Origin of the sequence: Sphingomonas gilva, from assembly GCF_003515075.1 — a bacterium.
Lineage (GTDB): Bacteria > Pseudomonadota > Alphaproteobacteria > Sphingomonadales > Sphingomonadaceae > Sphingomonas > Sphingomonas gilva.
In genome coordinates, this window is record NZ_QWLV01000013.1 from 1 (window position 1) to 23,241 (window position 23,241).

Below are 23,241 nucleotides of genomic sequence, written 5' to 3' on the forward strand. Positions count from 1 at the left end.
GTCGGGGCTCCCCGCAAAGTATTACTTTGCGGGGGCCCGGCCGCGCGTCGGTCACGATGCTTCGGCATCGCTCCCTCCTTGCTCCTAGCCTGGCGCCAAAATCCGCTCCGTCACGACCCTGTTCTAATTGAGTTTGGACCCTAGTTGACGGCGCGCTCGACCACGGTGACGTCGTCGAGCAGCACGGTCGGAAGCGCCCCGCCCTCTCCCGCCGCGACGAAACGGATGCTGAAACCGCGATTGGGTTCGGCCGGCGGCTGTGAATCGAAAGCGAATTTGACCCATTCACCGGCTGGCGCGGCCACCTCGCCGATCCGCTGCCAGCGGTCGGGCGGCGCGTCCTTGGCCGCCGCGCGATAGCGGACCTCGACCGCGAACCTCGCCGGGCTCTCCGGCCGCACCGCGCCCGCAATGTTCAGCGGCCCCGCGGCCGGCTTGCGGAAGGCGATCTTCTGCGACAGCGTCATCCGCTCGGCACCCTTGGCCGGCGTCAGCTGCAGCGCGAAGCCGCCGCTTCTCGCCATGCGCGCCGCCGCGATCGAGCCGCCGTCGATCTCCCAGCTGCGGTCCTCCGCGCCGAAGCCGGTGAAGCTCTCGAAATCGCCGCGCCACAATCGCTCGCCCGCCGCCGCGACGGGTATCGCGGCAACCGTCGTTCCAGGCGGCGCGATCCAGCCATGGCCGCCCGAAAGCCCGATGGCGACGCCATTCGCCACCGATAGCGCGCGGACGCGCTGCAGCACCGCCTGGCGCATCCCGCCGATCGCCGGAACCGGGCGATAGTCGCGGATGTGCAGCGGCACGATTTCCGCCCGGTGGAAATCCTCGCCGTCCATCCACACGCGCAGCAGCATCGACGGGTGGGTTTCGAGGAAATACTGGTCGAACAGGAAGTTGCCGAGCGAATGCGCGATCAGCTTGCCGTCATGAAAGGCGAAGCCCTGGATGACGTGCGGGTGATGGCCGATCACCAGATCGGCGCCCGCCTCCACCGCCGCGGTCATGCGCTCGGCGGTGATGTCGGTCGGGCCGTCCGAATATTCGCTGCTGCCGTGATATTGCAGGATGGTGGCGCGGCCTGCCGCGCTCTCGGCGCCGATACCCGCGCGGATCGCCTCGGTGGTGCCCAGCGCCGCGCCGCCCTTGCCCGCCTCCGCCACCTGGTTGGGCGTGCCCGGTCCCTTCCAGCCGACGAAGCCGAGCACCGACCAAGGCTCGCCCGCAATCTCGGTCCGCCACGGCTTGGCGGCCGCCGCCTCGTCCAGCCCAGCGCCCGAATGGCCCAGCCCGGCAGCGTCGACCGCGGCGATCGTCGCGCTCAGCCCCGGCTCCAGATAGTCGTAGGTGTGATTGTTGCCGAGCGAGACATAGTCGACCCCCGCGCCCTTCAGCGCAGTGGCGAGCGCCGGATCGGCATAGAAGACATAGGCCTTGTCCGCGGCCTCGGTGAGCGGCGCCGCAGACAATGTGATCTCCAGATTGACGCTGGCGAGATCGGCGGCCGCCAGATCGGGCGTCACCTCGGCGAGCAGCGCGCGCGTATCGGCGAGCCGCGAGCCCGGCCGGATCAGCTGCCGCTCGCCTTCCAGCGGCGTTTCGTAACGCCTGCCCGCCATGACGTCGCCGCCGAACACGAACAAGGCGCGTCCCGGCTTGCGCGCGACCAGCGCGACCGGCGCGATGTCGCCAAGCTCATGCCGCGCGAACACCTGACGGGCGTCGTAATGCCCGGCCTCGGCAAAGGTGATGGTGTAATGGTCGGCGGCCGGCGCGGCGAGGCTGTAGGCGCCCCGCGCATCGGTGATCGCCGAGACGCCGCCCGCCCGGACGGTGACGCCCGCCAGGGGCGCGCCGGTGTCGGCGGACACCACCGTTCCGGCGATGCGCGCGTCCTGCGCCACGGCCGGCATGGCGCAGGCCAGGGCGGCCATCGCCAGCATCGCTCTCACGGCAGCCGCTCCCCCATCCCCGCCTGCAGCACCGCATACCATTCGGCGCGGGTCCAGCCGACCCGCCACGCGTCCGCCGCCGCCGCGATGCGCGCCGGGTTCTGCGATCCGACGATCGGGATGATCCGCGCAGGGTGCGCCATGATCCAGGAGAGCGCCGCCGCCGACGCATCGGCGTCGAAGCGCGCGCCGTGTTCGGCGAGCAGTAGCCGCGCCGGGTGATCGCCCGCCGCGAGCCGCCCGCCGGCGAGCGGCGACCAGGCGAGCACCGCCATGTCCGCCGCCATCGCCTGGTCGAGCGTCCCGTCCCATAGCGGCGCGGTGTGCAGCGCGGAGAATTCGGGCTGGGTGCTGACGATCGGCAGGTCGAGGAATGCCTGCAACGCATCGCGCTCGGCCGGGCTGTAGTTGGAGACGCCGATCGCGCGCACCTTGCCCGCCTCGGCCATGCGCGTGAGCGCACCCGCCACCTCCTCAGGGTGAGTCAGCAGATCGCGGCGATGGATCTGGTAGAGGTCGATCACATCGATCCCCATCCTTGCGAGCGAGGCGTCGACCGCGTGCGCGAGGTGCTCCGCGCTCGAATCATAGGGCACCGGCGGGGTGATCCCGCCCTTGGTCGCGATCACCATGCGGCCGCGCAGCGCGGGCTCCTCCGCCAGCGCGCGGCCGAACAGCGCCTCGGCCGATCCGAAGCCGCCGGGGGTGCCGATGCCGTAGATGTCGGCGGTGTCGAACAGCGTGATTCCGGCGCCCAGCGCCGCGTCGATCATCGCGCGCACGCCTGCGACATCGTCCCCCGCCAGCCGCCACGTGCCCCACGCGATCGGCGAGACGAGAATGCCGCTCTTGCCCAAGGGGCGCGGCTGGCGCGACGGCGTGATCACGTGTCCGATGCTCCCCCCGAGGTCGGTTGGTCGGGGAGACAGGATTCGAACCTGCGACATCCTGCTCCCAAAGCAGGCGCGCTACCGGACTGCGCCACTCCCCGACTTGGGGAGCGCTTACCGGCTCGCGCCGCATCCGCCAAGCCCGTTCAAAGACAATGTTAACGCGCACGCTGTATGGCCTTGGTCCAACCGCCATGACGAAAACCCGCATGACCGACCTGCGCCGCCTTCCGCCCGTCGCCCATCCGCCCGCGCGGCTTTGCGGGGGCTAGGGCGATGCTGTTCGCATTCGGCAAGAAGCTGCTCCAGCGCCGCCGCGCCGCGATCGTGCTCGGCGCGCTGCTGATCGGCGCGATCACGCTCCAGACCCGGATCGGCCAGTCGATCGACCGGGCGATGGCCGATGCGCGCGCGGTGCTGCGCGATCAGCCGCCCAGCGGCAAGCTGGTGCTGGTCGAGATCGACCGGCGATCGCTGCGCACCTACGGCAACTGGCCCTGGCCGCGACGCTACCACGGCGCGCTGGTCGACCGGCTGAGCGAGGCCGGGGCCGAACGGATCGCCTTCGATATCGACTTCTCCTCGCGGTCCAATCCGGTCGACGACCGCGCGTTCGCCGCGGCGCTGGCGCGCTCGGGCGGACGGGTGATCCTCGCTTCGGGCCGCGAGCGCATGGGCGCGTCGCCGGATGTCGACATCATGCCGATCCCGGAGCTGGCCACGCACGCGACGATCGCCGCGATTCCGACTGCGTTCGACCCCGACGGCTTCGTTCGCCACGGCTCGACCGGAGAGATCGTCAGGGGCCGGCCGCGTCCTTCCACCTCGGTCCTGCTCGCAGAGGCCCCGGTCGCGCCGGGCCGGCTCTATCGGCTCGACATGTCGATCGACGTCAGCAAGATCACGCGGCTCAGCGCGGCGGACGTGATCGCCGGAGAATTCGATCCAGCGCTCGTCGCCGGAAAGCGGGTGGTGATCGGCGCGACCGCGCTCGAGATGGGCGACCGAGTGCTGTTCCCGCGCAAGTTCCCGGACCGCAGCGGCATGGAGGGCATGACGCCCAGCCATGTGCTGCCCGGCGTGTTCGTCCATCTGATCGGCGCCGAAACGCTGCTCGCCGGCAAGACGCCGGTGTTCATGGGCGGCGTGCTGCCGATGATCTTCGCGCTGGGCGCGGTGTTCGCCACCGCCTTCGTGCGGTCGCGCGTCGTCGCGGGGGTGGCGATCGTCGCGACGGCGCTGGTGCTGCTGATCGGCCCGCTGATCGCCGAATCGACGCTGCGCTGGGTGTTCCTGGTCGTCCCGGCGCTGATGATGCTGTTCGCCGGCGTGGCGATGCGCGGGCTCGCCAGCCTCGCCCAGTCCTTCTTCGACAGCGTCGCGACCAACGAGCTGTCCGGCCTGCCCAATGCGCACGCGCTGCACTTCGACGTGCGCTCTGGCGAGCGCGTGCACATCGCCGTCGCGCGCATCCAGGATCTGAGCGCGATCACCGCGGTGCTGGGCGAGAAGCAGGCGGGCGAGCTCCTGCGCCGCGTCGCCGAGCGGATCGCCTTCATCGCGGAAAACGCCAAGGTCTACCATCCCAGCGACGCCGTGTTCGCCTGGATGATCCCGCCGGGCAGCGAGGACGAGGCGCCCGACCGGTTCGAGGCGCTGACCGCGATCCTCTCCGCGCCGATCAGGATCGGGCCGCGGCCGATCGACATCGCCCTCACCTACGGCCTGTGCACCGGCGAGGCCGATCTGCAAGTCGCGCTGCGCGGCGCGACGCTGGCGGCCGAGCGCGCGGCCGAACGCGGCCTGCGCTGGCACAGCTACAGCTCCGACGAGCAGGACGAGGCGAGCTGGCGCATGTCGCTGCTCGGCGAGCTCGACGGCGCGATCGATTCGGGCCAGGTCTGGGTCGCCTATCAGCCCAAATATGATTTGAAGAGCGGCATGGTGATCGGCGCCGAGGCGCTGGTGCGCTGGCTGCATCCGGAGCGCGGCGCGATCCGCCCCGACAATTTCGTGCCGCTGGCCGAGGAAAGCGGCCGCATCGGCAAGCTGACGCGCCATGTGCTCGACACCGCGCTCGGCGATTTCGCGACGATCACCAGCGCGGTGCAGCGGCCGGTGGTGGCGGTCAACCTGTCGACCACGATGCTGTCCGCGCCCAACCTGGTCGAGATGGTCTGCGACGCGCTGTGGCGCAACGGCGTGCTGCCCGAGCAGCTGGTCCTCGAAGTCACCGAATCGGCCGCGATGACCAGCGACGAGAATGCGCTCGCCGTGCTCGAGCGTTTCCGTTCGATGGGCATCGGCATTTCGATCGACGACTATGGCACCGGCCAGTCGACGCTCAACTATCTGAAGCGCCTGCCCGCGACCGAGCTCAAGATCGACCAGAGCTTCGTGCGGGCCATCGCCGACAGCCGGTCGGACGAGATTTTGGTCAACTCGACCATCCAGCTCGGCCACCAACTGGGCATGAAGGTGGTCGCCGAGGGCGTCGAGACCACCGACGTGCTCGAGCGGCTTGAGGCGTTCGGCTGCGATGTCGTGCAGGGCTATCTGATCGGCAAGCCGGTGCCGTTCAACATCTTCACCCGCAACTACCGCCCGCAGATCACCGAGCGCGCCGCATAGATCTGCCGTTCGCGCGCCGTACGGACGAGCTGTTGCAGAAGTGCGACGAGGCGTTTAGCGTCGGATGTCGTGCTGTGGGGCATTCTTACGTGCTGTGGGGCTTTCTTATTGGCGCTTATCATCGGCTCGCGCCCCGAAGGGCGGAGCTGTGCCGGCAATGCCACAAGCGACCGCCGGGCCAGCATAGCCGCCGATTTTGCGAGCAATGCGATGCCGAATGGCAGGCGTTCCAGCCCTGAGGCGGCCTGATCCGCCTCTGCTCGCGCTGGTGGGCCCGGCAGGACTCGAACCCGCAACCTAGCCGTTATGAGCGGCCAGCTCTAACCATTGAGCTACAGGCCCCGCCAGCGCGTGGATGGGCGATAGCCGAGCGCTCGGCGCGCGCCAAGCTCAAGCCTTCACCGCGTCGCCCAGGCCGCGGCGATGATCTGGTCGAGCGACGCGGGCCTGGCGCCCATCCGGGCGAGCAGGGCGAACACCGCGTCCCACCAGCGATAGAAGCGCGCCAGATCGGCGGCGTCGCGCACATAGGGCGTGTGCCCCGGCTCGATCGAGGGCGAATGATAGGAAAAGCTCAATAGCCGCACGCCGTCGCCCGCCATGATCCGGATCGCCTCCAGCGCATCCTCGACCGGCATGTCCTCGGGCGTCAGCGCGACGCGCGAAAGCAGCCCGGCGCGGGCGAACAGATGCGCGCCGGGCAGACGCGAGACCGCGCGCGCATGCCCGCGCAGCACGCCGGTGAACGCGCTCGACAGCGGCAGCTCGATCAGCTTGCGCTGCGGCCCGCACCAGAAGGGGCCGACATCGAGGTGCGAATAGTCGGGCCCACCCGTCCCGGAATAGTCGTACAGGCTGCGCATCGAGGTATCGAGCGCATAGCCCCGCGATTCGAGCGTCGCCAGGGTGTGCGGCCCCAGACCGTAGCGCCCGGCGCGATAGGCCCTGGGCGCCGCGCCGAACGCCCGGGTGATGGCCGCGCCGAGCATGTCGATCTTGGCCGCCTCCAACTCGGGCGGCAGGTTGCCGGCGAAGCTGTTCGCCTCGCACACCGCCTCGATGAAGGGCGGATTGACCCAGGGGTGCAGCTGGGTTCCGATCGCGGCGGTGCCCTCCGCCACCAGCGCGCCCAGGATCTCGATCGCGCAGGGATCGGTCGCGATCGGGTGGTCGACCATGTAGATGGGCGCCAGGCCGACATCGGTGAAGCTCTGATGCGCCTGCGGCAGCGCGCGCATATGGCTGGTCGACCGGTTGGCGCGATCGAACGGCCGCGACCAGTCGAACTCCTCCTCGGCATCGACGAACAGGGTGAAGCGCAGCCCGAAATCGTCCGGCCAGTCGATCCGCTGGTCGCGCTCGGGCGCGGGCGGTCGATAATGCGCGGTCGCCTCTGGCAAAATCCCTATCCCCTGCCGTCCTCCGCCGAACGTGTAGCGGCGGCGGGTAACGAAAGCGTCAACCGCGGTCCCTCGACCGCCAGCCGCCCGCCCATCGCGTGCGCCAGCCCGCCGACCAGCCTGATCGAGAAGTCGAATCCGAGCAGCAGCGCGGAATCGTCATCGCCGTGATCGGCGTCGAACGCGGCGGGGCGGTCGAGCGTCAGCCGCGCCCAGCCGTCCTGCATCGCAAGCGCGAGGTGGAGCGCCTCGCCCGCCTCGGCGATCGGCAGCACCGCGCCGAGCAGGCGGCCGACCATCCGCTCGACCGCGCGCGGATCGGCCTCCACCGACACCGGCGCATCGATCGATTCGATCAGCAGCGCGCCGCGTTCGGCGACGAACGGCCGATAACGCGCGAGCGCGTCGCCGACGATCCGATCGAGCGCGACCGATTCGGCCACGAGATCGAGGCTGCGCCCATCGATCCGCGCCGCCGCGTCGAGATCGTCGATCGCGCCCATCAGGCGGCTGGCGTTGCCGCCGATCTCCCCGGCGATAGCGCGATAGGGCGCGGCGACGGGCCCCATCAGCTGACGCTCGATCAGCTCGGCGAAACCGCCGATCGCGTTGAGGGGCGTGCGCAGCTCGTGGACCAGCTGGCGCAGCGAATCGGGCGCGAGCGAGGGCGCCGCCATCGCCTCGGCCCGCTGGTGCGGCGTCGGCCGCCGCGCCACGCCGCGATAGCCGGCGAGCCGTCCGGTGGCGTCGTCGAACACCGGCGCGGCCGATATCCGCCAGTCGCCCCCCGCCGGGGTGTCCGACGCCACCGTCAGGCGGCAATCGCGGAACGCGCTGCGCCGCCGGATCGCCGCCATCGCCCCGGCATCGACCCCCGGGCCGGCGCCTTCGGCCGGCTCGGTCAGGCCGACGCCGATCAGCGCCGCGCGATCCGCGGCGTCGACCCAGCGGACGACTCCGGCCGCGTCGGTCTCGAAGCGAAACTCCGCGAGCGGCTCGACCGTGACGGGAGGCGTCGGCGGCTGGCGCGTCTGGCGGAACGCCTCGATCCGCGCGACCAGGTCGGCGATCCGCGTCAACCCGGCATCCCCGGCCTCCGCAACCGTCGATCCCGGCAGGACGAAATCGACCGGCCCGAAGCTCGCCAGCGCCACGGCCACATCCGGGTCGAGATCGCGCCGCGCGCGCAATATGCCGCGCGCGACCGGCGAAAGCTGCGGCAGCACCTCGCCCCAGGCCTCCTTGCCGAGCCTCACCGTCGCGAGGAGATCGGCGGCGACCACCGGCCGGTCATTGGCCAGCAGCACCACCAGCGCCGGCGGCGGCGCGCCGAACGCGGCCACCCGCGCCGCCTCGCGCCGGCCATCGACCGGGATCGACGCATGCACGCGCATCACCGCGTCGACCAGCATGTCCGCATCGGCTGCGGCGAGGCTAGGCTGGCACAGCAGGTCGATCATCTGCCGCCATGCCGTCTCGCGCGCCGTCGCATCGCCTGAAAGCCCCAGAATCGCGGTGCGGACGCGATCGTCCACGCGGTAGGGGGCGATATCCGCGATGATGTCGGGGGCCGGCATGGCTTCCGCGATATCGCTCGCCCCGAAGCGCGTACTGTCCCATTTTCGCGCCGTAACATTGTGGGACAATTGCGTTGCGCGGTAACATTATTATAGATGGCGGCAGACGGGAATCATTTGATTCCGATATGGGAGCAGGTGCGGGATGGACCCGATCGATCGCAAGCTGGTTGGGCTGCTACAGGCGAATGGGCGGATCACCAATGTCGAGCTTGCGCAGCGGGTCGGGCTGACCGCGCCGCCGTGCCTGCGCCGCGTGCGCGCGCTGGAGGAACGCGGCTTCATCACCGGCTATCACGCCGCGCTCGATCCGCAGGCGATGGGCTATTCGATCACCGCGTTCGCGATGGTCAGCCTCAGGAGCCAGGCGGAGGGCGATCTCGCCGCGTTCGAGCGCCATGTGGCGGGCATTCCCGAGGTTCGCGAATGCCATATGCTGAACGGCGAGATCGATTTCCTGTTGAAGCTGGTGGCGACCGATCTGGCGCAGTTCCAGTCGATCCTGACGGCATCCCTGATCACCGCGCCCAACGTGACGAGCGTCAAGACCTCGCTCACCATCCGCACCTCGAAGAACGAACCCGGCGTTCCGGTCGAGGAATGAGGGAGCGATCAGATCGCGTTGCGAACGCTGGGGCCGATCGACTTTTTTAGCCGACTGTCTTCTGTGTGATGCATATCTTCCCACCCCGTCACCCCGGACTTGTGCCAGGGTCCATCGAGCGGCAGGGGCGGAGTTGGAGGCAATATGCTGCAAGTGCGGCGCGATGGACCTCCGTATCGGGGACCCGGTTCCGCGAACCCATCGGCGAACCAATAAAAAGGGCGGGCCCGAAGACCCGCCCCGATCAGGCATCGCGGCCGCGGATCAGGCGGCCTGATCGATGTACAGCTCCCAATAGTCCGCCACGCCCGCGCGCGGCCCGGTGACCTTGGCGAAGGCTTCCTTGGCGGCGGGCTTCTGGCCGGACAACGCCAACGCGATGCCCAGGCGGGTATTGACCTGGTTGGCGTCCACCCCGCCCTTGGTCAGCGCGAGCGCATAGAGCTCCGCCGCCTTGGCGTAGTTCTTGTAGCCCAGATAGGCGTCGGCGGTGCTCGCCGCCGCCTTGCCGTCCTTGGCGGTCGCGGCCGATTTCTCGGCGGCCGCGAGCGACGCCTGGTCGGCCTTCACCTTCCCCGAGGCGGAGGTGTAGATCTCCTTGAGCGCCGCGCTGTCGCCGCCGATCGCGCCCGCGGCCCTGCCCTCGTCGATCACCGCCTTGGCCTCGCCGGGCAGGCCGCGCGAATTCGCCGAGCTGGCATATTCGTAAAAGTCCCTTTCGCCGGTCAGCGACTTGGTCGCGCGCATCAGGCGCAGCATGTCCAGATCGGCCTGCGGCTCCAGCTTGGCGCCGTCCCGATAGATCAGCAGCGCATTGCGCCAATTCTGCGGCGTCGGATAATGTTTGATGCTGGTCTGCGCCCACCAGGCGACCTGATCCGCCTGCTTTCCCTTATAGGCTTCGGCAAGCCCGCGCTTGATCCACGCCTCGTCGGGCTTGCGCCCGGCCGCGACTTCGGCCTCTACCGCCTGACGCAGCATCGCGAGCCCGTCGGGCTTGTTGGCCTTGAGGCTCGCATCGGCGATCAGGATAGCCATCTGCGGATCCTGATAACCCGACGCCTTGGCGGCGTTGAGCTGGGTCAGCGCCTTGTCATATTCACCGGCGGCATAGCTGAAGCGGCCGGCGAAGAACTGGAACTTGCCCAGCTCGGCGCCGGTGATCGCGCCGCTTTCGATCATGATGTCCACGCCGCGCCGCTGGTTGGCCTGATCGTTCGCCTTGGACGCCGCGTCGATCATGACATTGCCGATGATGTAGCGGTCGTCCGCGGTCTTGCTCAGCGGCAGCGCCTCGTTCAGCTTGGCGATCGCGCCGGCATTGTCGCCCGCGGCCATCTGCGTCTGCGCCGCGGCGACGATGTTGCGGACTTCCTTGGTCAGCTTGAAATCGTTGATCGATTTCGCCGCAGGCTGCGCCGGCGCCTGCTCCTGCGCTGCCGCGGGCGCGCCGATGGTCAGGCCGAAAGCGGCGGCCGCCAGCAGCGTGGCCTTGGAAATGCGGATCATCAAACTCTCCTTGTCCCGACGGGGTAACGGTTTGACGCGGCTCTATGTTCATTGCCGCACGCGTCAAGCGCCAAGCGCATGGCTTGAGCCGGGCGGATGCCATCGATGCGGTGAACGGCCCTTGAATGACGACAAGGCTTTATCGCGCCAGGGCTTTGACGCTGCACCGCACCAACGCTAGGCGAGCCGGCGACATGATCGCCCTTCTCTCGCCCGCCAAGACGCTCGACTACGCCAAGCCTCTTCCCGAACTCCAGGCCACCACGCCGCGCTTCGAATCGGAGGCGACGCTGCTCGCCGACGCGGCGGCGGGCCTGGGCGTGCAACGGCTGATGGACCTGATGGACATCTCGCCCGCGCTCGCCTCGCTCAATGCCGAGCGGTTCGGCAACTTCCCCGCGCTGCCGGTCCGGCCGGCACTGTTCGCCTTTGCCGGCGACGTCTATACCGGCTTCGACGCGCGCTCGGCGGAGCCCGAGGCGATCGACTTCGCGCAGGACCATGTGCGCATCCTCTCCGGGCTTTACGGCTTGCTGAGGCCGCTTGATGAAATCCGTCCCTATCGCCTTGAAATGGGGACGCGATGGGCGCCGCACACCGGCGATCTCTACGGCTTCTGGCAGGACCGGATCGCGCGCCTGCTGGCGGAGGACGCCGTCGCCGAGGGCTCGCGGATCGTGATCGATCTCGCCAGCCGCGAATATTGGCGCGCGGTCGAAGGCAAGCTGCCGGAGGGGCTGCGCGTGATCCGCATCGACTTTCGCGAACGCGCGCCCGGCGGGCTGAAGTTCAACAGCTTCGCCGCCAAGCGCGCCCGCGGCGCGATGGCGCGCTACATCTGCGAGCACCGGCTGGACGATCCGGAGGCGCTCAAGGGCTTCGACCAGGACGGCTACGCCTTCGATGCGGCGGGAAGCGAGCCCGACATGTGGCTGTTCGTGCGTGCCTGATCCCTCGCGCGCACGCGCGTAAGGCTGGCGTTGGCGCGCGCGAGCGGCTAACACCGTCACACAACCGAAACCTACCCGAAAGCATCGATTCTTGACCGACGAGACCGTCCTCGCCGACCCTTCCGATATCACGCCCATCGATATCGTCACGGAGATGAAGTCCAGCTACCTCGATTACGCGATGAGCGTGATCGTGGCGCGCGCGCTGCCCGACGTGCGCGACGGGCTGAAGCCGGTCCATCGCCGCATCCTCTACGCCGCGCAGGAAAGCGGCTTCGTCGCCGGCCGGCCCTATCGGAAGTCCGCCCGCCTGGTCGGCGACGTGATGGGTAAATACCATCCGCACGGCGACAGCTCGATCTACGACGCGCTCGCGCGCATGGCGCAGGACTGGTCGATGCGCGTGCCGCTGATCGACGGCCAGGGCAATTTCGGATCGATGGACCCCGATCCGCCCGCGGCGATGCGCTACACCGAGGCGCGCCTCGCCAGGGTGACCAATGCGCTGCTCGACGATCTGGACAAGGACACGGTCGACTTCACGCCGAACTACGACGCCTCGGAGAGCGAGCCGCAGGTGCTCCCCGCGCGCTTCCCCAACCTGCTGGTCAACGGCGCGGGCGGCATCGCCGTCGGCATGGCGACCAACATCCCACCGCACAATCTGGGCGAGGTGATCAACGCCTGTCTCGCCTGGATGGACAATGGCGCGATCACCACCGAGGAACTGCTCGAGATCGTCCCCGGCCCCGATTTCCCGACCGGCGGCATCATCCTTGGCCAGTCGGGCGCGCGCAAGGCGTATAGCGAGGGCCGCGGCTCGATCATGCTGCGCTCGCGCTATGTGATCGAGGAGGGCCGCGGTGATCGCCAGGCGATCATCCTCACCGAAATCCCCTTCCAGCAGGGCAAGAATGCGCTGGTCGAAAAGATCGCCGAAGCCGCCAAGGACAAGCGGATCGAGGGCATCTCCGACGTCCGCGACCTGTCCAACCGCGAAGGCGTGCGCATCGTCATCGATCTGAAGCGCGACGCGACGCCCGAGGTGGTGCTCAACCAGCTGTGGCGTCACACGCCGGCGCAATCGAGCTTCCCCGCCAACATGCTCGCCATCCGCGGCGGCCGGCCGGAACTGCTCAACCTGCGCGACATCATCGAAGCCTTTGTGAGGTTCCGCGAGGAAGTCATTACGCGGCGCTCCAAATACGAGCTGATGAAGGCGCGCGACCGCGCCCATATCCTGCTCGGCCTGGTCATCGCGGTGACCAATCTCGACGAGGTCGTGCGCATCATCCGCGGCTCGGCGAGCCCCGCCGAGGCGCGCGCCGCGCTGCTCGCGCGCGAATGGCCGGTCGCCGAGATCGCGCCCTATATCGCGCTGGTCGAGGCGGTCGAGCATGAGGTGGAGGGCGACAGTTACCGCCTGTCGGACACCCAGGTCCGCGCCATTCTCGACCTGCGCCTGCACCGTCTCACCGCGCTCGGCCGCGACGAGATCGGCGAGGAATTGCAGCAGCTTGCAAGCAGTATCGCAGAGCTGCTCGAGATCCTCGCCAACCGCGCGCGCCTCTACGAGGTGCTGCGCGAGGAGCTGGTCGCGGTGCGCGACCAGTTCGCCACCCCGCGCAGAACCGAGATCGCGCCCGCCGCCGACGGCATCGACGACGAGGACCTGATCGAGCGCGAGGACATGGTCGTCACCGTGACCATGCAGGGCTATATCAAGCGCACCACGCTCGACAGCTTCCGCGCGCAGAACCGTGGCGGCAAGGGCCGCGCCGGCATGGCGACCAAGGATGAGGACGCGGTCACCAACCTGTTCGTCACCTCCACCCACACGCCGGTGCTGTTCTTCTCGACCCATGGCAAGGTCTATCGCCTCAAGGTCTGGCGCCTGCCCGAAGGCGGCCCCGCCACGCGCGGGCGGCCGATGGTCAATCTCCTCCCGCTGGCCGAGGGCGAGACCATCTCCACCGTCCTTCCGCTGCCCGAGGACGAGGCCGAATGGGGGGCGCTCCACGTCATGTTCGCGACCGCCAGGGGCACCGTGCGGCGCAACAGCATGGACGCCTTCACCAACGTCCCCACCGCGGGCAAGATCGCGATGCGCTTCGATGAGGGCAGCGAGGATCGCCTGATCGGCGTCGAGCTGCTGACCGAGCAGGACGACGTCCTCCTCGCCACGCGCCAGGGCAAGGCGATCCGCTTCGCCGCCGACGATGTCCGCGAGTTCCAGAGCCGCACCTCGACCGGCGTGCGCGGCATGACGCTCAGGCCCGACGACGAGGTCATCTCGCTCTCGATCCTCCACCGCGTCGGCACCAGCCAGGAGGAGCGCGAGGATTATCTCCGCTACGCCCCGTGGAAGCCGGAGAAGGAGGGCGAGCCCGCCATGCCTCCCGCCCGCTTCGAGGAGCTGCGCGAGCGCGAGCAGTTCATCCTCACCGTCTGCGCCAACGGCTATGGCAAGCTCAGCTCTGCCTATGACTATCGCCGCACCAATCGCGGCGGCCAGGGCATCACCAACATCGACAATATCGCGCGCAACGGCCCCGTCGTGGCGAGCTTCGCCGCGTCGAAGGGCCATCAGCTGATGATGGTGACCGATCAGGCCAAGCTGATCCGCACCACGCTGGGCAGCCTGCGCGTCATCAGCCGCGCCTCGGCGGGCGTGAAGCTGTTCGACGTGGCGGATGGCGAGCATGTCGTCTCCGCCGCGCGCATCGAGGAATCGGAGGACGAGGCCGAGGCCAATCTCGCCGACGAAATCGCCGATACCGCGCCCGACACCGGCGCGACGATCGGCGACGATGCGGCGAGCGGCCCGGAGGACGGCGAATGACCGAACGTCCGACCACCGCCTACAAGATCCTGACCGCGGCGGAGATGGCGGCGCTGGAGGCGGACGGCAGCTTCGCCGGCTCGCCCGACGACCGCCGCGACGGCTATATCCACCTCTCCACCGCCGCCCAGCTGGACGGCACGCTGGCAAGGCATTTCGCCGGCCAGACCGATCTGCACCTCGCCGCGGTGGATTTGGCGGCGCTGGCCGATACGGTGCGATGGGAACCGGCGCGTGACAGCGAATTCCCCCACATCCACGGCCCGCTGCCGCTCGACGCGGTCATCGCCTACAGCCCGCTGGAACGCGACGAGGATGGCAAGGTGAGATTGCCGGTCACTGGCTAGATATCCTCCCGCATTATCCGGGCGCACCACTGCTGACCTTTAGCCCAGCAGTACGGGCATTCGCCCGAACGCGGTCGCCAGCTGCTTGTGCCGCCTGACCACCGTATCGGCGTAGAACGCGTGATCCGCGATCGGCAGGGTCAGCGCCAGCGTCCCTTCCAGCAGCTCTACCTTGCTGCGCTCGAGCGGGGCGGCGAGGCCGGCGCTGAGGCGCTGGGCGAATCGGATCGCCTGGCCCCAGCGCGCGGCGCGGGCTAGGTCGGCGGCGCTCGCCAGCCGGTCGCAGGGCGGCGGCGCGCCGGCCGAACCGCCCAGCGCGGTGAACAGCGCCTGCCCCAGCATCGCCCGGCCGCGGCCGTCGATCCCGACCCAATTGCCGTGGAGTGCGATGTCCAGCCCGCGCTCGGCGCGGAATTCGGGATTGGCGCGCCAGCCGACATCGGCGAGCAGGCAGGCGGCGTGGCGCAGGCGCGCGTCCGGCTCGCCGGCGAACAGCGGCGCGATCCAGCGATCGAGCAGGTCGCCATGCTCGGCGAACCGCCCCTGCACCGCGCCCTCTGCGCGCGCCGCGGCGATCAGCGGGTCCTCGCGGCGCTGCGCCTCGTCGAGCGCGCCGTAGAGCAGCCCCTCGCGCAGGCCGAAGGCGGACGCGACCATCGGTCCCGCCCCGAGCTGACGGCGCAGCGCCGAAAGCAGCGCGGCCGCGTCGACCAGCGTCGGGATGCGCGCGGCGGAAAGCGACGGCACCTCCTTCAGCCGCGCCTTCGAGCTGTGCGAAAGCACGCGCAGCAGGTGGGTCGGCGCGCCCTCGTCCAGCCGATAGCCGTGGATCACCGGCAGCGGATAATCGCTCAGGTGCATGTCGATCCGCGCCAGCGCGCGCCACGACCCGCCGACCAGATAGAGCGGCAGGGCCCTTCCCTGCCCCGCCCAGCCCGCCTTGCCGAGCAGCTTGCCGACATGGCGCTCGAGCGCGCCGCGTCCCTTGGCGCGGATCGCGCCGATGCGCAGCACGCCGAGCGGCAGCGAAACGCCTTCGTGCAGGGCGCCGTCCTTCACCCGGATCAGCTCCAGGCTGCCGCCGCCGAGATCGCCGACGATCCCGTCCGCCTCGGGTATGGCGGAGAGCACTCCAAGCCCGGCGGCCTCGGCCTCTTCCTCGCCGGAAAGGATGTCGACCTCCAGCCCCTCGGCCTCGGCCAGCGCGATCAGCGCGTCGCCGTTGGACGCCTCGCGAACGGCGGCGGTGGCGACGGTCCGCACGCTCGCCACCCGCATCGCGCGGGTCAGCGCGGCGAAACGCGCCAGCCCGTCGCCGGCGAGCGACAGCGCATCCTCGGAAAGCCGACCGGTCTCGCCCAGGTCACGCCCGAGGCCGGCCATGACCTTTTCGTTGAACATGACCGCGGGCAGCCGCTCCGGCCCGTCATAGACGACGAGGCGGATCGAGTTTGAGCCGATGTCGATGATCGCACGGGCGTGCGGCGACATCGGCGCGGCAGCCGGCTTGCGAAACAGCCGCGTCGCCACCTAGCGCCTGCGCCCGAGCGACAATTTGGGCACCGAATCGCTCGACGAGAGCGCCGCCCCGCGGCCCGACAGCGACGGGTTGGTCATGAAATAGCGATGCAGGTTGAACGGCCGTTCGCCGGGCGACACGCGCGTATAGCGCCCGTCGGCGGCGAGTTCCCAGCTCTGCTCGTTGTCGATCAGGTTGGCGACCATCACCTGGTCCAGCACCTGATCGTGCACCGTCGGGTTCTGGATGGGGAGCATATATTCGACGCGGCGGTCGAAGTTGCGCGGCATCCAGTCGGCCGAGGAGATGAACAGCTTCGCCCCGTCATTGGGCAGCGCCTTGCCGCTTCCGAACGCCCAGATGCGGCTGTGCTCGAGGAACCGGCCGATCACCGACTTCACCCGGATGTTCTCCGAAAGCCCCGCCACGCCCGGGCGCAGGCAGCAGATGCCGCGGATGACGAGGTCGATCTCCACCCCCGCGGCGCTCGCCTCGTACAATTTCTCGATGATCGCGGGGTCGACCAGCGAGTTCATCTTGGCCCAGATCGCCCCTGGCCTGCCGGCGTGCGCATTGACGATCTCGGTGTCGATCAGCTCGACCAGGCGCCCGCGCATGTCGAGCGGCGACATGGTCAGCAGCTCCAGCCGTTCGGGATCGACATAGCCCGTGATGTAGTTGAACAGCTGCGCCGCATCGCGGCCGGCGCGCGGGTCGGCGGTGAAGAAGCTCAGATCGGTATAGATGCGCGCGGTGACCGGGTGGTAATTGCCCGTGCCGAAATGGCAGTAGGTGCGATATCCGCCGCCCTCGCGCCGGACGACCATCGATACCTTGGCATGGGTCTTCCAGTCGATGAAGCCATAGACCACCTGCACCCCAGCGCGTTCGAGCGCCGCCGCCCAGAGCAGGTTCTGCTCCTCATCGAAGCGCGCCTTCAATTCGACCACCGCGGTGACCGACTTGCCCGCCTCGGCCGCGGCGATCAGCGCATTGATCACCGCCGATTGCTTGCCTGCGCGGTAAAGCGTCTGCTTGATCGCGACGACATCGGGATCGGCAGCCGCCTGCTTCAGAAAGGCGAGCACCACGTCGAACGTCTCGTACGGATGGTGGACGACGATGTCCTTCGCCCGGATCGCGGCGAAGCAGTCGCCGCCATGCTCGCGGATGCGCTCGGGAAAACGCGCGGTGAAGGCCGGGAATTTGAGGTCGGGCCGGTCCTCGTCGACCAATGCCTCGAGATCGCCGATGCCGAGCGGACCGTCGCTGTCGGTGACGATCGCCTCGCCCGCGCCCAGTTCCTCCTTCAGGAGCTTTTCGAGCTCGTCGGGCATTCCGGCCTCGAGCTCCAGCCGGATGACCCGCCCGCGCCGGCGCCGCTTGATCGCGCTGCGGAAGTAGAGGACCAGGTCCTCGGCCTCCTCCTCGATCTCCAGGTCGCTGTCGCGCAGCACGCGGAAGGCGGCCGATCCGCGCACGTCGTAACCGGGGAACAGCACGCCGGAGAAACGCCGGATCAGCGTCTCCATCGAGACATAGCGCGCCGCATCGCCGCGGATGCGGACGAAGCGCGGCGCGGTCGCGGGCAGCATCACCAGCTCGCGGATCTCCGCCCCGTCCGACTTGCGGACGAGATCGAAGATCACGCTGGTCCCCTTGTTGGGGATGAAGGGGAAGGGATGCGCGGGATCGAGCGCCTGGGGGGTGAGGATCGGGAAGATCTGTTCGACGAAATGGCGCTTGAGCCAGTCGCCCGCGGCAGCGGCGACCGATTCGGCGTCGAGCACCTCGATCCCGGCGTCGGCCAGCTTGTCGTGCAGGTCGCGCCACACCGCCTGCTGGCTCGCCATCAGCGCATCCGCCTCCTCGGTGATCGCGGAGAGCTGCTGGCTCGCGGTCAGCCCGTCGACCGAGCGCTGGTCGACGTCCTGCACCTGCTGCCCCTTGAGGCCGGCGACGCGGACCATGAAGAACTCGTCGATATTGCTGCCCGATATAGACAGGAAGCGTAAGCGTTCGAGCAACGGGTGCGCGGGATTGCACGCCTCCTCCAGCACGCGGCGGTTGAACGCCAGCCACGAAAGCTCGCGGTTGAAATAGCGTTCGCTGTCGCCGCCGAGCGAGATGGGATCGTCGTCGTTCGAGGATGCGATCGACTTCAGATGCGTGGCCGACGTCATGCGGTCTCAACCTCCGGCGGCGCCTCCCCGACCAGCCCCGCCTCGACGAGCGCGGCGCGCGCGAGCGGGATGGTGAGGCGCCGGTGGCGCGACAGGGCGGCCTCGTCCAGCGCATCGACCGCGCGCATGACAGCAATATGACTCCGTTCGATGCGATGCGCTATCCATCGGGTGAGATCGCCGCGCGCATCGAGCCCGCGCCGTGCGAGCAGATGCGCCGCGAGCGCCTCGACCAGCGCCTGGCTGGGCGGCTCGATCGCGACGACCGGCGTGGCGGCGAGCCGCGACCGGAGGTCGGGCAGGCGCACGCCCCAGGTGCCGGGCGGCGTCTCCGCAATGAGGAGCAGCGGACGGCGCGTCGCCTGCGCGGCGTTCCAGGCGTGGAACATGGCCTCCTCGTCGGCGCGGTCGGCGTCGTCGATCACCTGGCCTCCGGTCTGGCCGCGAAAGATGCGGCCCAACAGGCTGCGGCCCGACTTGCGGGGACCGGCGAGCACGCTCGCCATCACCGGCCAGGCGCCCCAATGCTCCAGATGGCGCACCGCCGCGCGGTTCGAATCGTCGATCAGGAACTCGTCCGCGGTCGCGTCCGCCGGCCAGTCGAGCGGAAGCGCGATCTGGCTCATGGCTCGGCGCCGTCGGCCCCCGGTTCTGCTGGCGGCGCGGGCGGCGGCGCGGCGGGCGCCGCGCGCGTGATGCGCAGCACCCCCTCGCCCGCTTGCACCTGCCAGCCGCGCGCGGTGAGCGCAGCGGCGAGGCCCGGCTGGCCGCCGTCATATTGCACGCGCATCACCGACGTGCCGCCCAGTGCGAGGCTGGTCGTCGCCGCCGAACGCACGCCGGGAATGCCGCGCAGCGCAGCCTCGCCCGCCGACACCGAGGAGACGTTGGGCGTATCGAACTGGATGCTGATCACCGATCCGCTGGCGGGCATGGTGAACGGATCGATGACGAGCTCGGTCGGCAGCTCCTCGATCAGCTCCTCCTCGCCTTCTGCCACCGGCGGTTCGAAGGTCAGCAGCGGATCGGGACGGAGAATGCCCGATCGCAGCGCGCCTTCGTAGATCTCGTCCATCCGCCGCACGCCCGCATCCATCAGCGCGGGGATCGCGTCGGTGCGCGCGACGCGCAATGCAAAGCGCGAGATCAGGCGATTGTCGGGGCCGTGGCGCGCCTCGAACGTGCCGATCACCGGTCCGCCCGGCCATTGCCGGGTCAGCGTGACGCGCGGGATGATGACGTCGGCCGCGCCGAATCCGTCGAGCAGCGTGCGCCACCAGCCGCGCCCGGGGCGGTGGATCTGCGAGGCGGTCAGCAGCAGCGCGTCGGGGCCCGTGCCCGACGGCCGGACATAGTCGATCGCGCTGTTGCCGGTGCGGTAGCGCGCCCATGCCTTCTGCCATTCGGTCCGCGTCTCGAACACCTGCGCGACGCCGCCGGATACCTGTACCGGGATCACCAGCAGCGGCGGGGAGCGGAGCGAATTGCCGCCGACGCCGAGCAGCTGCCCGGCGCGGGCGCGGTCGAACAGCACGCCCAGCCGCGCGACATAGCGGTTGGGCCCGATCTCCTCATTCTCGACGACGATGCCCGAGACGATCGAATCGAGCGTCGAATCGGGGAGCGACCCGCCGCCTCCGCCCAACCGCTGCGACAGCATCCGCCAGCCACGCCGCTGCGCCTCGCGCCAGCCGCCCAGCCGCGCCGCCTCGGCCGTCTTCGCCCGGATATCGACATTGATCCCCGAGACTTCGAAGCTGCCCGAGCTGTCGATCGGCGCGACGCCGCGGTCGCCGCCCTCGATCTGGGCGATGGCGAGCGACCCCGCGCCCGCGACGGCGAGCAGGCCGGCGGCGGCCCAGATAAGCGTCACTCTCTTCACGCGCGCCCTTTTGGCGAAGCGGACGTGGAAATCCAAGCAGGATATGGCTAGGCGGCTCCAATGAGCTACACCTACGAACAGGCCGGCGTATCGATCGCCGCGGGCAATGCGCTGGTCCGCGCGATCGGCCCCTTGGCGAAATCGACCCGGCGCAGCGGCGCCGACGCCGATCTGGGCGGCTTTGGCGGGTTGTTCGACCTGAAGGCGGCGGGTTTCAGCGATCCGCTGCTGGTTGCGGCCAATGACGGGGTCGGCACCAAGCTAAAGCTCGCCATCGAGCATGACCGGCATGACGGCGTCGGCGTCGATCTGGTCGCGATGTGCGCCAACGATCTGATCGTCCAGGGCGCGGAGCCGCTATTCTTCCTCGACTATTACGCCAGCGGAAAGCTGGACAATGCGGTCGCCGAGCGGGTGATCGCGGGCATCGCCGAGGGCTGCCGCCAGGCCGGCTGCGCGCTGATCGGCGGCGAGACGGCCGAGATGCCCGGCATGTACGCCGATGGCGACTATGACCTCGCCGGCTTCTGCGTCGGCGCGGTCGAGCGCGACAGATTGCTGACCGGCAAGAACATCGCGCCCGGCGACGTCATTCTGGGCCTGGCCTCGAACGGCGTCCATTCGAACGGTTTCTCGCTGGTCCGGCGGCTGGCGGCGGACAAGGGCTGGAAGCTCGACCGCCCGGCGCTGTTCGATCAGGACCGGCTGCTGATCGACGCGCTGATGGCGCCGACGCGGATCTACGTCGCGTCGCTGCTGCCCGTCCTGTGCGAGGGCGCGATCAAGGGGCTGGCGCACATCACCGGCGGCGGATTGCTGGAGAATATCCCGCGCGTGCTGCCCCAGGGCGCGCACGCGACGGTCGACGCCGATGCGTGGGAGCAGCCGCGGCTGATGGCTTTTCTCCAGGCGCAGGGCGCGATCGAGCCCGAGGAGATGGCGCGGACCTTCAACTGCGGGATCGGCATGGTCGCGGTGGTCGCGGCGGACCGCGCTGGAGAGGTACGGGCAGCGCTTGAGGCAACCGGCGAGACGGTGTCGCTCATCGGCCGCATCGAGGCCGGCGAACGCGGCTGCACCGTTACCGGATCGGCCGGGACCTGGAGCGCGCGCGCCGATTGGAAAGCGGCCTTCCATGGCTGAGCGCGCCCGTGTCGGCGTGCTCATCTCGGGGCGCGGATCGAACATGATCGCGCTGGCCGAGGCCGCCGAGCGTCCGACATGCCCTTATGAGATCGCGCTCGTCGCGGCCAACGATCCCGACGCGCCCGGTCTCGCCCGCGCGCGGATGATGGGGATCGAGACCTGGGGGCTGAGCCATGCCGGCATGAAGCGCGCCGCGTTCGACGCGCTGATCGACGCCGAGCTGCGCCGCGCCGGTGCCGAATATGTCGCGCTCGCCGGCTATATGCGGCTGCTTTCGCCCGAGTTCGTCGAGCGCTGGGCAGGACGGATGATCAACATCCATCCCTCGCTGCTCCCCGCCTACAAGGGGCTCGACACCCACGCCCGCGCGATCGCGGCCGGGGACGCCGAATCGGGCTGCAGCGTGCATGTCGTCACCGCCGGGCTCGACGACGGGCCCGTGTTCGCCAGCGCGCGCGTGCCGATTAAGCCGGGCGACACGCCGGATTCGCTTGCAGCGCGCATCCTGGTGGAGGAACATCGCCTCTATCCTCAGGCGCTTGCGGAGTTCGTCACGCGTGTTGCACCCCGATCCTGACGCCGCGCTGGAGCGCGTCCGCGCGATCTGCCTCGCGCTGCCCGAAACCTCGGAGAAGGTCTCGCACGGCATTCCCGCCTTCCAGGTCGCGGGCAAGATGTTCGCCTATTTCCGCCACGATCATCATGGCGACCGCACCACCGTCGTCTGCGTCAAGACCAGCGGCCGCGAGGAGCAGGACATGCTGATCGAGGCCGATCCCGATCTCTACAGCTGGCCCGCCTATATCGGCCCGGCCGGCTGGATCGCGGTCGACATCGCGCCGCCCGGCACCGACTGGGCGCACATCGAGGACCGGATTGTGCGCAGCTGGGAATTCGCCGCGCCGCGCCGTTTGTTGGAGGCCGGCGGACGATGAGCGACGAGCCGACACCCGCCGAGGAAGCCGCGGCGGAGCAGGCGGTGGCGAAGGCCGAGGCCGCCGCCACGCGCCGCCGCTGGATCACGCTGGGCGAGATCGTCGCGGTCGCCGCGGTGGTGATCTCCGGCCTCACCTTCTGGAACAGCTGGTCCGAACGGCAGGACGCCGCCGCCGAACGCGCGGCCGAGCGCGCCGCCGAGCGCAAGGAGCGGGCCGCGAGCAGCGCGGTGCTGCTGATCGGCACGCCGGGGGAGGACGGCGAGACGCTGGCGCTCTCCGACCCGGCGCATCGCATCCAACAGATAGAGGTGCGCTTCCCGGAGGCGCTGGGGGTGTCGCCGCAGACCAGCGTGCTGGAGCCGCAGATCGAGGCCGAATGGATCGCCGCGCGGATGCTCGAACTGACCGACGGCGGCGCGGATCGCCGCGAAGGGCGGCTGCCGGTGGCGATCACTGCGAGCTATTGGGACGGCGACGTCCAGCGCACCGGCACCGCGATCTACGATCTCGTCTGGCGGACCGAACCCCGCACGCTGCAGGGCCGCGTGCTCAAGCTCCGCGGCGTGATCCTGCGCGAACGGGTGAAGGGCGACGGCCAGGCGCGCATCGACGCCATGTGGAAGGCGCCTTAAGCAACAATTCTCGCAGTCCTTTTCCCGTCACCCCGGACCCTTCGACAGGCTCAGGACAGGCTTGTTCCGGGGTCCATCGCGCCGCGAGAACCAACGCCGGTAGCGTTTGCGGAAACATGGACCCCTCTGAGTTCACAAACGAAGTGCAACACCACGTACAGGTGTTGCCATGTCGAGATACCGCCAGCTTTCGATCGAGGAACGGTGTGCGATTGCCCGGCTTCATGAAGCCGGGCAATCGC

17 protein-coding genes, 2 tRNA genes and 1 pseudogene are annotated in these 23,241 nt (G+C 69.4%); 8 read left to right on the top strand and 12 right to left on the bottom strand.

Annotated elements, in window-relative coordinates; genetic code table 11:
* Positions 1 to 140 precede the first annotated feature (140 nt).
* The 3 genes from D1610_RS16660 to D1610_RS16670 all read right to left on the bottom strand — a co-directional run bounded on the left by D1610_RS16660 (position 141) and on the right by D1610_RS16670 (position 2,940).
* Complete coding sequence (locus D1610_RS16660; protein ID WP_245942371.1) at positions 141 to 1,940, bottom strand: CapA family protein; 1,800 nt, start codon at positions 1,938 to 1,940, stop codon at positions 141 to 143.
* Positions 1,941 to 1,945: 5 nt separating this feature from the next.
* The gene (locus tag D1610_RS16665) at positions 1,946 to 2,845 is read right to left on the bottom strand and encodes an aldo/keto reductase (RefSeq protein ID WP_245942373.1); all 900 of its coding nucleotides are present in this window, start codon (positions 2,843 to 2,845) and stop codon (positions 1,946 to 1,948) included.
* Between the two features lie 18 nt (positions 2,846 to 2,863).
* Positions 2,864 to 2,940 (bottom strand) — tRNA-Pro (locus D1610_RS16670).
* Between the two features lie 175 nt (positions 2,941 to 3,115).
* Between D1610_RS16670 and D1610_RS16675 the strand changes: the two genes are divergently transcribed.
* Positions 3,116 to 5,470: a putative bifunctional diguanylate cyclase/phosphodiesterase gene (locus D1610_RS16675; RefSeq protein WP_118865333.1), complete on the top strand. Its 2,355-nt coding sequence runs from the start codon at positions 3,116 to 3,118 to the stop codon at positions 5,468 to 5,470.
* A gap of 266 nt (positions 5,471 to 5,736) precedes the next feature.
* Here the strand turns inward: D1610_RS16675 and D1610_RS16680 are convergent.
* The 3 genes from D1610_RS16680 to D1610_RS16690 form a co-directional block, all read right to left on the bottom strand.
* Positions 5,737 to 5,812, bottom strand: a tRNA-Ile gene (locus D1610_RS16680).
* Between the two features lie 56 nt (positions 5,813 to 5,868).
* The gene (locus tag D1610_RS16685) at positions 5,869 to 6,870 is read right to left on the bottom strand and encodes a polysaccharide deacetylase family protein (protein ID WP_245942368.1); all 1,002 of its coding nucleotides are present in this window, start codon (positions 6,868 to 6,870) and stop codon (positions 5,869 to 5,871) included.
* Positions 6,871 to 6,875: 5 nt separating this feature from the next.
* On the bottom strand, positions 6,876 to 8,447 hold the full coding sequence (locus D1610_RS16690; protein ID WP_118865335.1) for a sensor histidine kinase: 1,572 nt from the start codon (positions 8,445 to 8,447) through the stop codon (positions 6,876 to 6,878).
* A 145-nt stretch (positions 8,448 to 8,592) separates the two neighbouring features.
* Between D1610_RS16690 and D1610_RS16695 the strand changes: the two genes are divergently transcribed.
* A complete protein-coding gene (locus D1610_RS16695; RefSeq protein ID WP_118865336.1) occupies positions 8,593 to 9,051 on the top strand; it encodes an Lrp/AsnC family transcriptional regulator in 459 nt (152 codons plus the stop codon).
* A gap of 264 nt (positions 9,052 to 9,315) precedes the next feature.
* Here D1610_RS16695 and D1610_RS16700 read toward each other — a convergent pair whose 3' ends face one another.
* Positions 9,316 to 10,560, bottom strand: coding sequence for a hypothetical protein (locus D1610_RS16700; protein WP_118865337.1), 1,245 nt, complete (start codon positions 10,558 to 10,560; stop codon positions 9,316 to 9,318).
* A 194-nt stretch (positions 10,561 to 10,754) separates the two neighbouring features.
* Between D1610_RS16700 and yaaA the strand changes: the two genes are divergently transcribed.
* From yaaA to D1610_RS16715, 3 genes are all read left to right on the top strand, one after another.
* Positions 10,755 to 11,510, top strand: a complete 756-nt coding sequence (gene yaaA / locus D1610_RS16705) for a peroxide stress protein YaaA (protein ID WP_118865338.1) — start codon at positions 10,755 to 10,757, stop codon at positions 11,508 to 11,510.
* A 91-nt stretch (positions 11,511 to 11,601) separates the two neighbouring features.
* Entirely contained in the window at positions 11,602 to 14,352 is a 2,751-nt protein-coding gene (gyrA, locus tag D1610_RS16710; RefSeq protein WP_118865339.1) for a DNA gyrase subunit A, read from the top strand.
* Positions 14,349 to 14,699, top strand: coding sequence for a DUF952 domain-containing protein (locus tag D1610_RS16715; RefSeq protein WP_118865340.1), 351 nt, complete (start codon positions 14,349 to 14,351; stop codon positions 14,697 to 14,699). Before gyrA ends, D1610_RS16715 begins: the two co-directional genes overlap by 4 nt.
* Before the next feature lie 39 nt (positions 14,700 to 14,738).
* Here D1610_RS16715 and D1610_RS16720 read toward each other — a convergent pair whose 3' ends face one another.
* Genes D1610_RS16720 through D1610_RS16735 form a run of 4 tightly spaced genes read right to left on the bottom strand, consistent with a single transcriptional unit; the run spans position 14,739 to position 20,274 of the window.
* Positions 14,739 to 16,229 carry a Ppx/GppA phosphatase family protein gene (locus D1610_RS16720; RefSeq protein WP_342768373.1) on the bottom strand — a complete coding sequence of 497 codons (1,491 nt, stop codon included), beginning with the start codon at positions 16,227 to 16,229 and terminating at the stop codon, positions 14,739 to 14,741.
* Positions 16,230 to 18,401 (bottom strand): RNA degradosome polyphosphate kinase, encoded by a 2,172-nt coding sequence (locus D1610_RS16725; RefSeq protein ID WP_118865341.1) that lies wholly within the window; start codon positions 18,399 to 18,401, stop codon positions 16,230 to 16,232.
* Complete coding sequence (locus tag D1610_RS16730; RefSeq protein ID WP_118865342.1) at positions 18,398 to 19,027, bottom strand: HdaA/DnaA family protein; 630 nt, start codon at positions 19,025 to 19,027, stop codon at positions 18,398 to 18,400. Before D1610_RS16730 ends, D1610_RS16725 begins: the two co-directional genes overlap by 4 nt.
* Positions 19,024 to 20,274, bottom strand: a complete 1,251-nt coding sequence (locus D1610_RS16735; RefSeq protein WP_245942369.1) for a heavy-metal-associated domain-containing protein — start codon at positions 20,272 to 20,274, stop codon at positions 19,024 to 19,026. Before D1610_RS16735 ends, D1610_RS16730 begins: the two co-directional genes overlap by 4 nt.
* Positions 20,275 to 20,343: 69 nt before the next feature.
* On the opposite strand from D1610_RS16735, the gene purM reads away from it, so the two are divergent.
* From purM to D1610_RS16755, 3 genes and pseudogenes are all read left to right on the top strand, one after another.
* Positions 20,344 to 21,426 (top strand): phosphoribosylformylglycinamidine cyclo-ligase, encoded by a 1,083-nt coding sequence (purM, locus tag D1610_RS16740; RefSeq protein WP_118865344.1) that lies wholly within the window; start codon positions 20,344 to 20,346, stop codon positions 21,424 to 21,426.
* Positions 21,419 to 22,364, top strand: a pseudogene (gene purN / locus D1610_RS17650) (phosphoribosylglycinamide formyltransferase). The gene purM and the pseudogene purN overlap by 8 nt, the downstream one beginning before the upstream one ends.
* Entirely contained in the window at positions 22,361 to 22,999 is a 639-nt protein-coding gene (locus D1610_RS16755; protein WP_118865346.1) for a hypothetical protein, read from the top strand. Before purN ends, D1610_RS16755 begins: the two are co-directional and overlap by 4 nt.
* A 50-nt stretch (positions 23,000 to 23,049) precedes the next feature.
* On the opposite strand, the gene D1610_RS17320 is transcribed toward D1610_RS16755, so the two are convergent.
* The coding region (locus tag D1610_RS17320) for a hypothetical protein (protein ID WP_222927039.1) at positions 23,050 to 23,241 on the bottom strand (192 nt) is incomplete at its 5' end.

Excerpts from the sequence above, each read along its gene's own strand:
- D1610_RS16755 (WP_118865346.1), top strand. The coding sequence starts at position 22,361 with ATGAGCGACGAGCCGACACCCGCCGAGGAAGCCGCGGCGGAGCAGGCG.
- D1610_RS16730 (WP_118865342.1), bottom strand. The coding sequence starts at position 19,027 with ATGAGCCAGATCGCGCTTCCGCTCGACTGGCCGGCGGACGCGACCGCG.
- D1610_RS16660 (WP_245942371.1), bottom strand. The coding sequence starts at position 1,940 with ATGCTGGCGATGGCCGCCCTGGCCTGCGCCATGCCGGCCGTGGCGCAG.
- D1610_RS16700 (WP_118865337.1), bottom strand. The coding sequence starts at position 10,560 with ATGATCCGCATTTCCAAGGCCACGCTGCTGGCGGCCGCCGCTTTCGGC.
- purM (WP_118865344.1), top strand. The coding sequence starts at position 20,344 with ATGAGCTACACCTACGAACAGGCCGGCGTATCGATCGCCGCGGGCAAT.
- D1610_RS16695 (WP_118865336.1), top strand. The coding sequence starts at position 8,593 with ATGGACCCGATCGATCGCAAGCTGGTTGGGCTGCTACAGGCGAATGGG.
- yaaA (WP_118865338.1), top strand. The coding sequence starts at position 10,755 with ATGATCGCCCTTCTCTCGCCCGCCAAGACGCTCGACTACGCCAAGCCT.
- D1610_RS16675 (WP_118865333.1), top strand. The coding sequence starts at position 3,116 with ATGCTGTTCGCATTCGGCAAGAAGCTGCTCCAGCGCCGCCGCGCCGCG.
- D1610_RS16725 (WP_118865341.1), bottom strand. The coding sequence starts at position 18,401 with ATGACGTCGGCCACGCATCTGAAGTCGATCGCATCCTCGAACGACGAC.
- D1610_RS16715 (WP_118865340.1), top strand. The coding sequence starts at position 14,349 with ATGACCGAACGTCCGACCACCGCCTACAAGATCCTGACCGCGGCGGAG.
- D1610_RS16690 (WP_118865335.1), bottom strand. The coding sequence starts at position 8,447 with ATGCCGGCCCCCGACATCATCGCGGATATCGCCCCCTACCGCGTGGAC.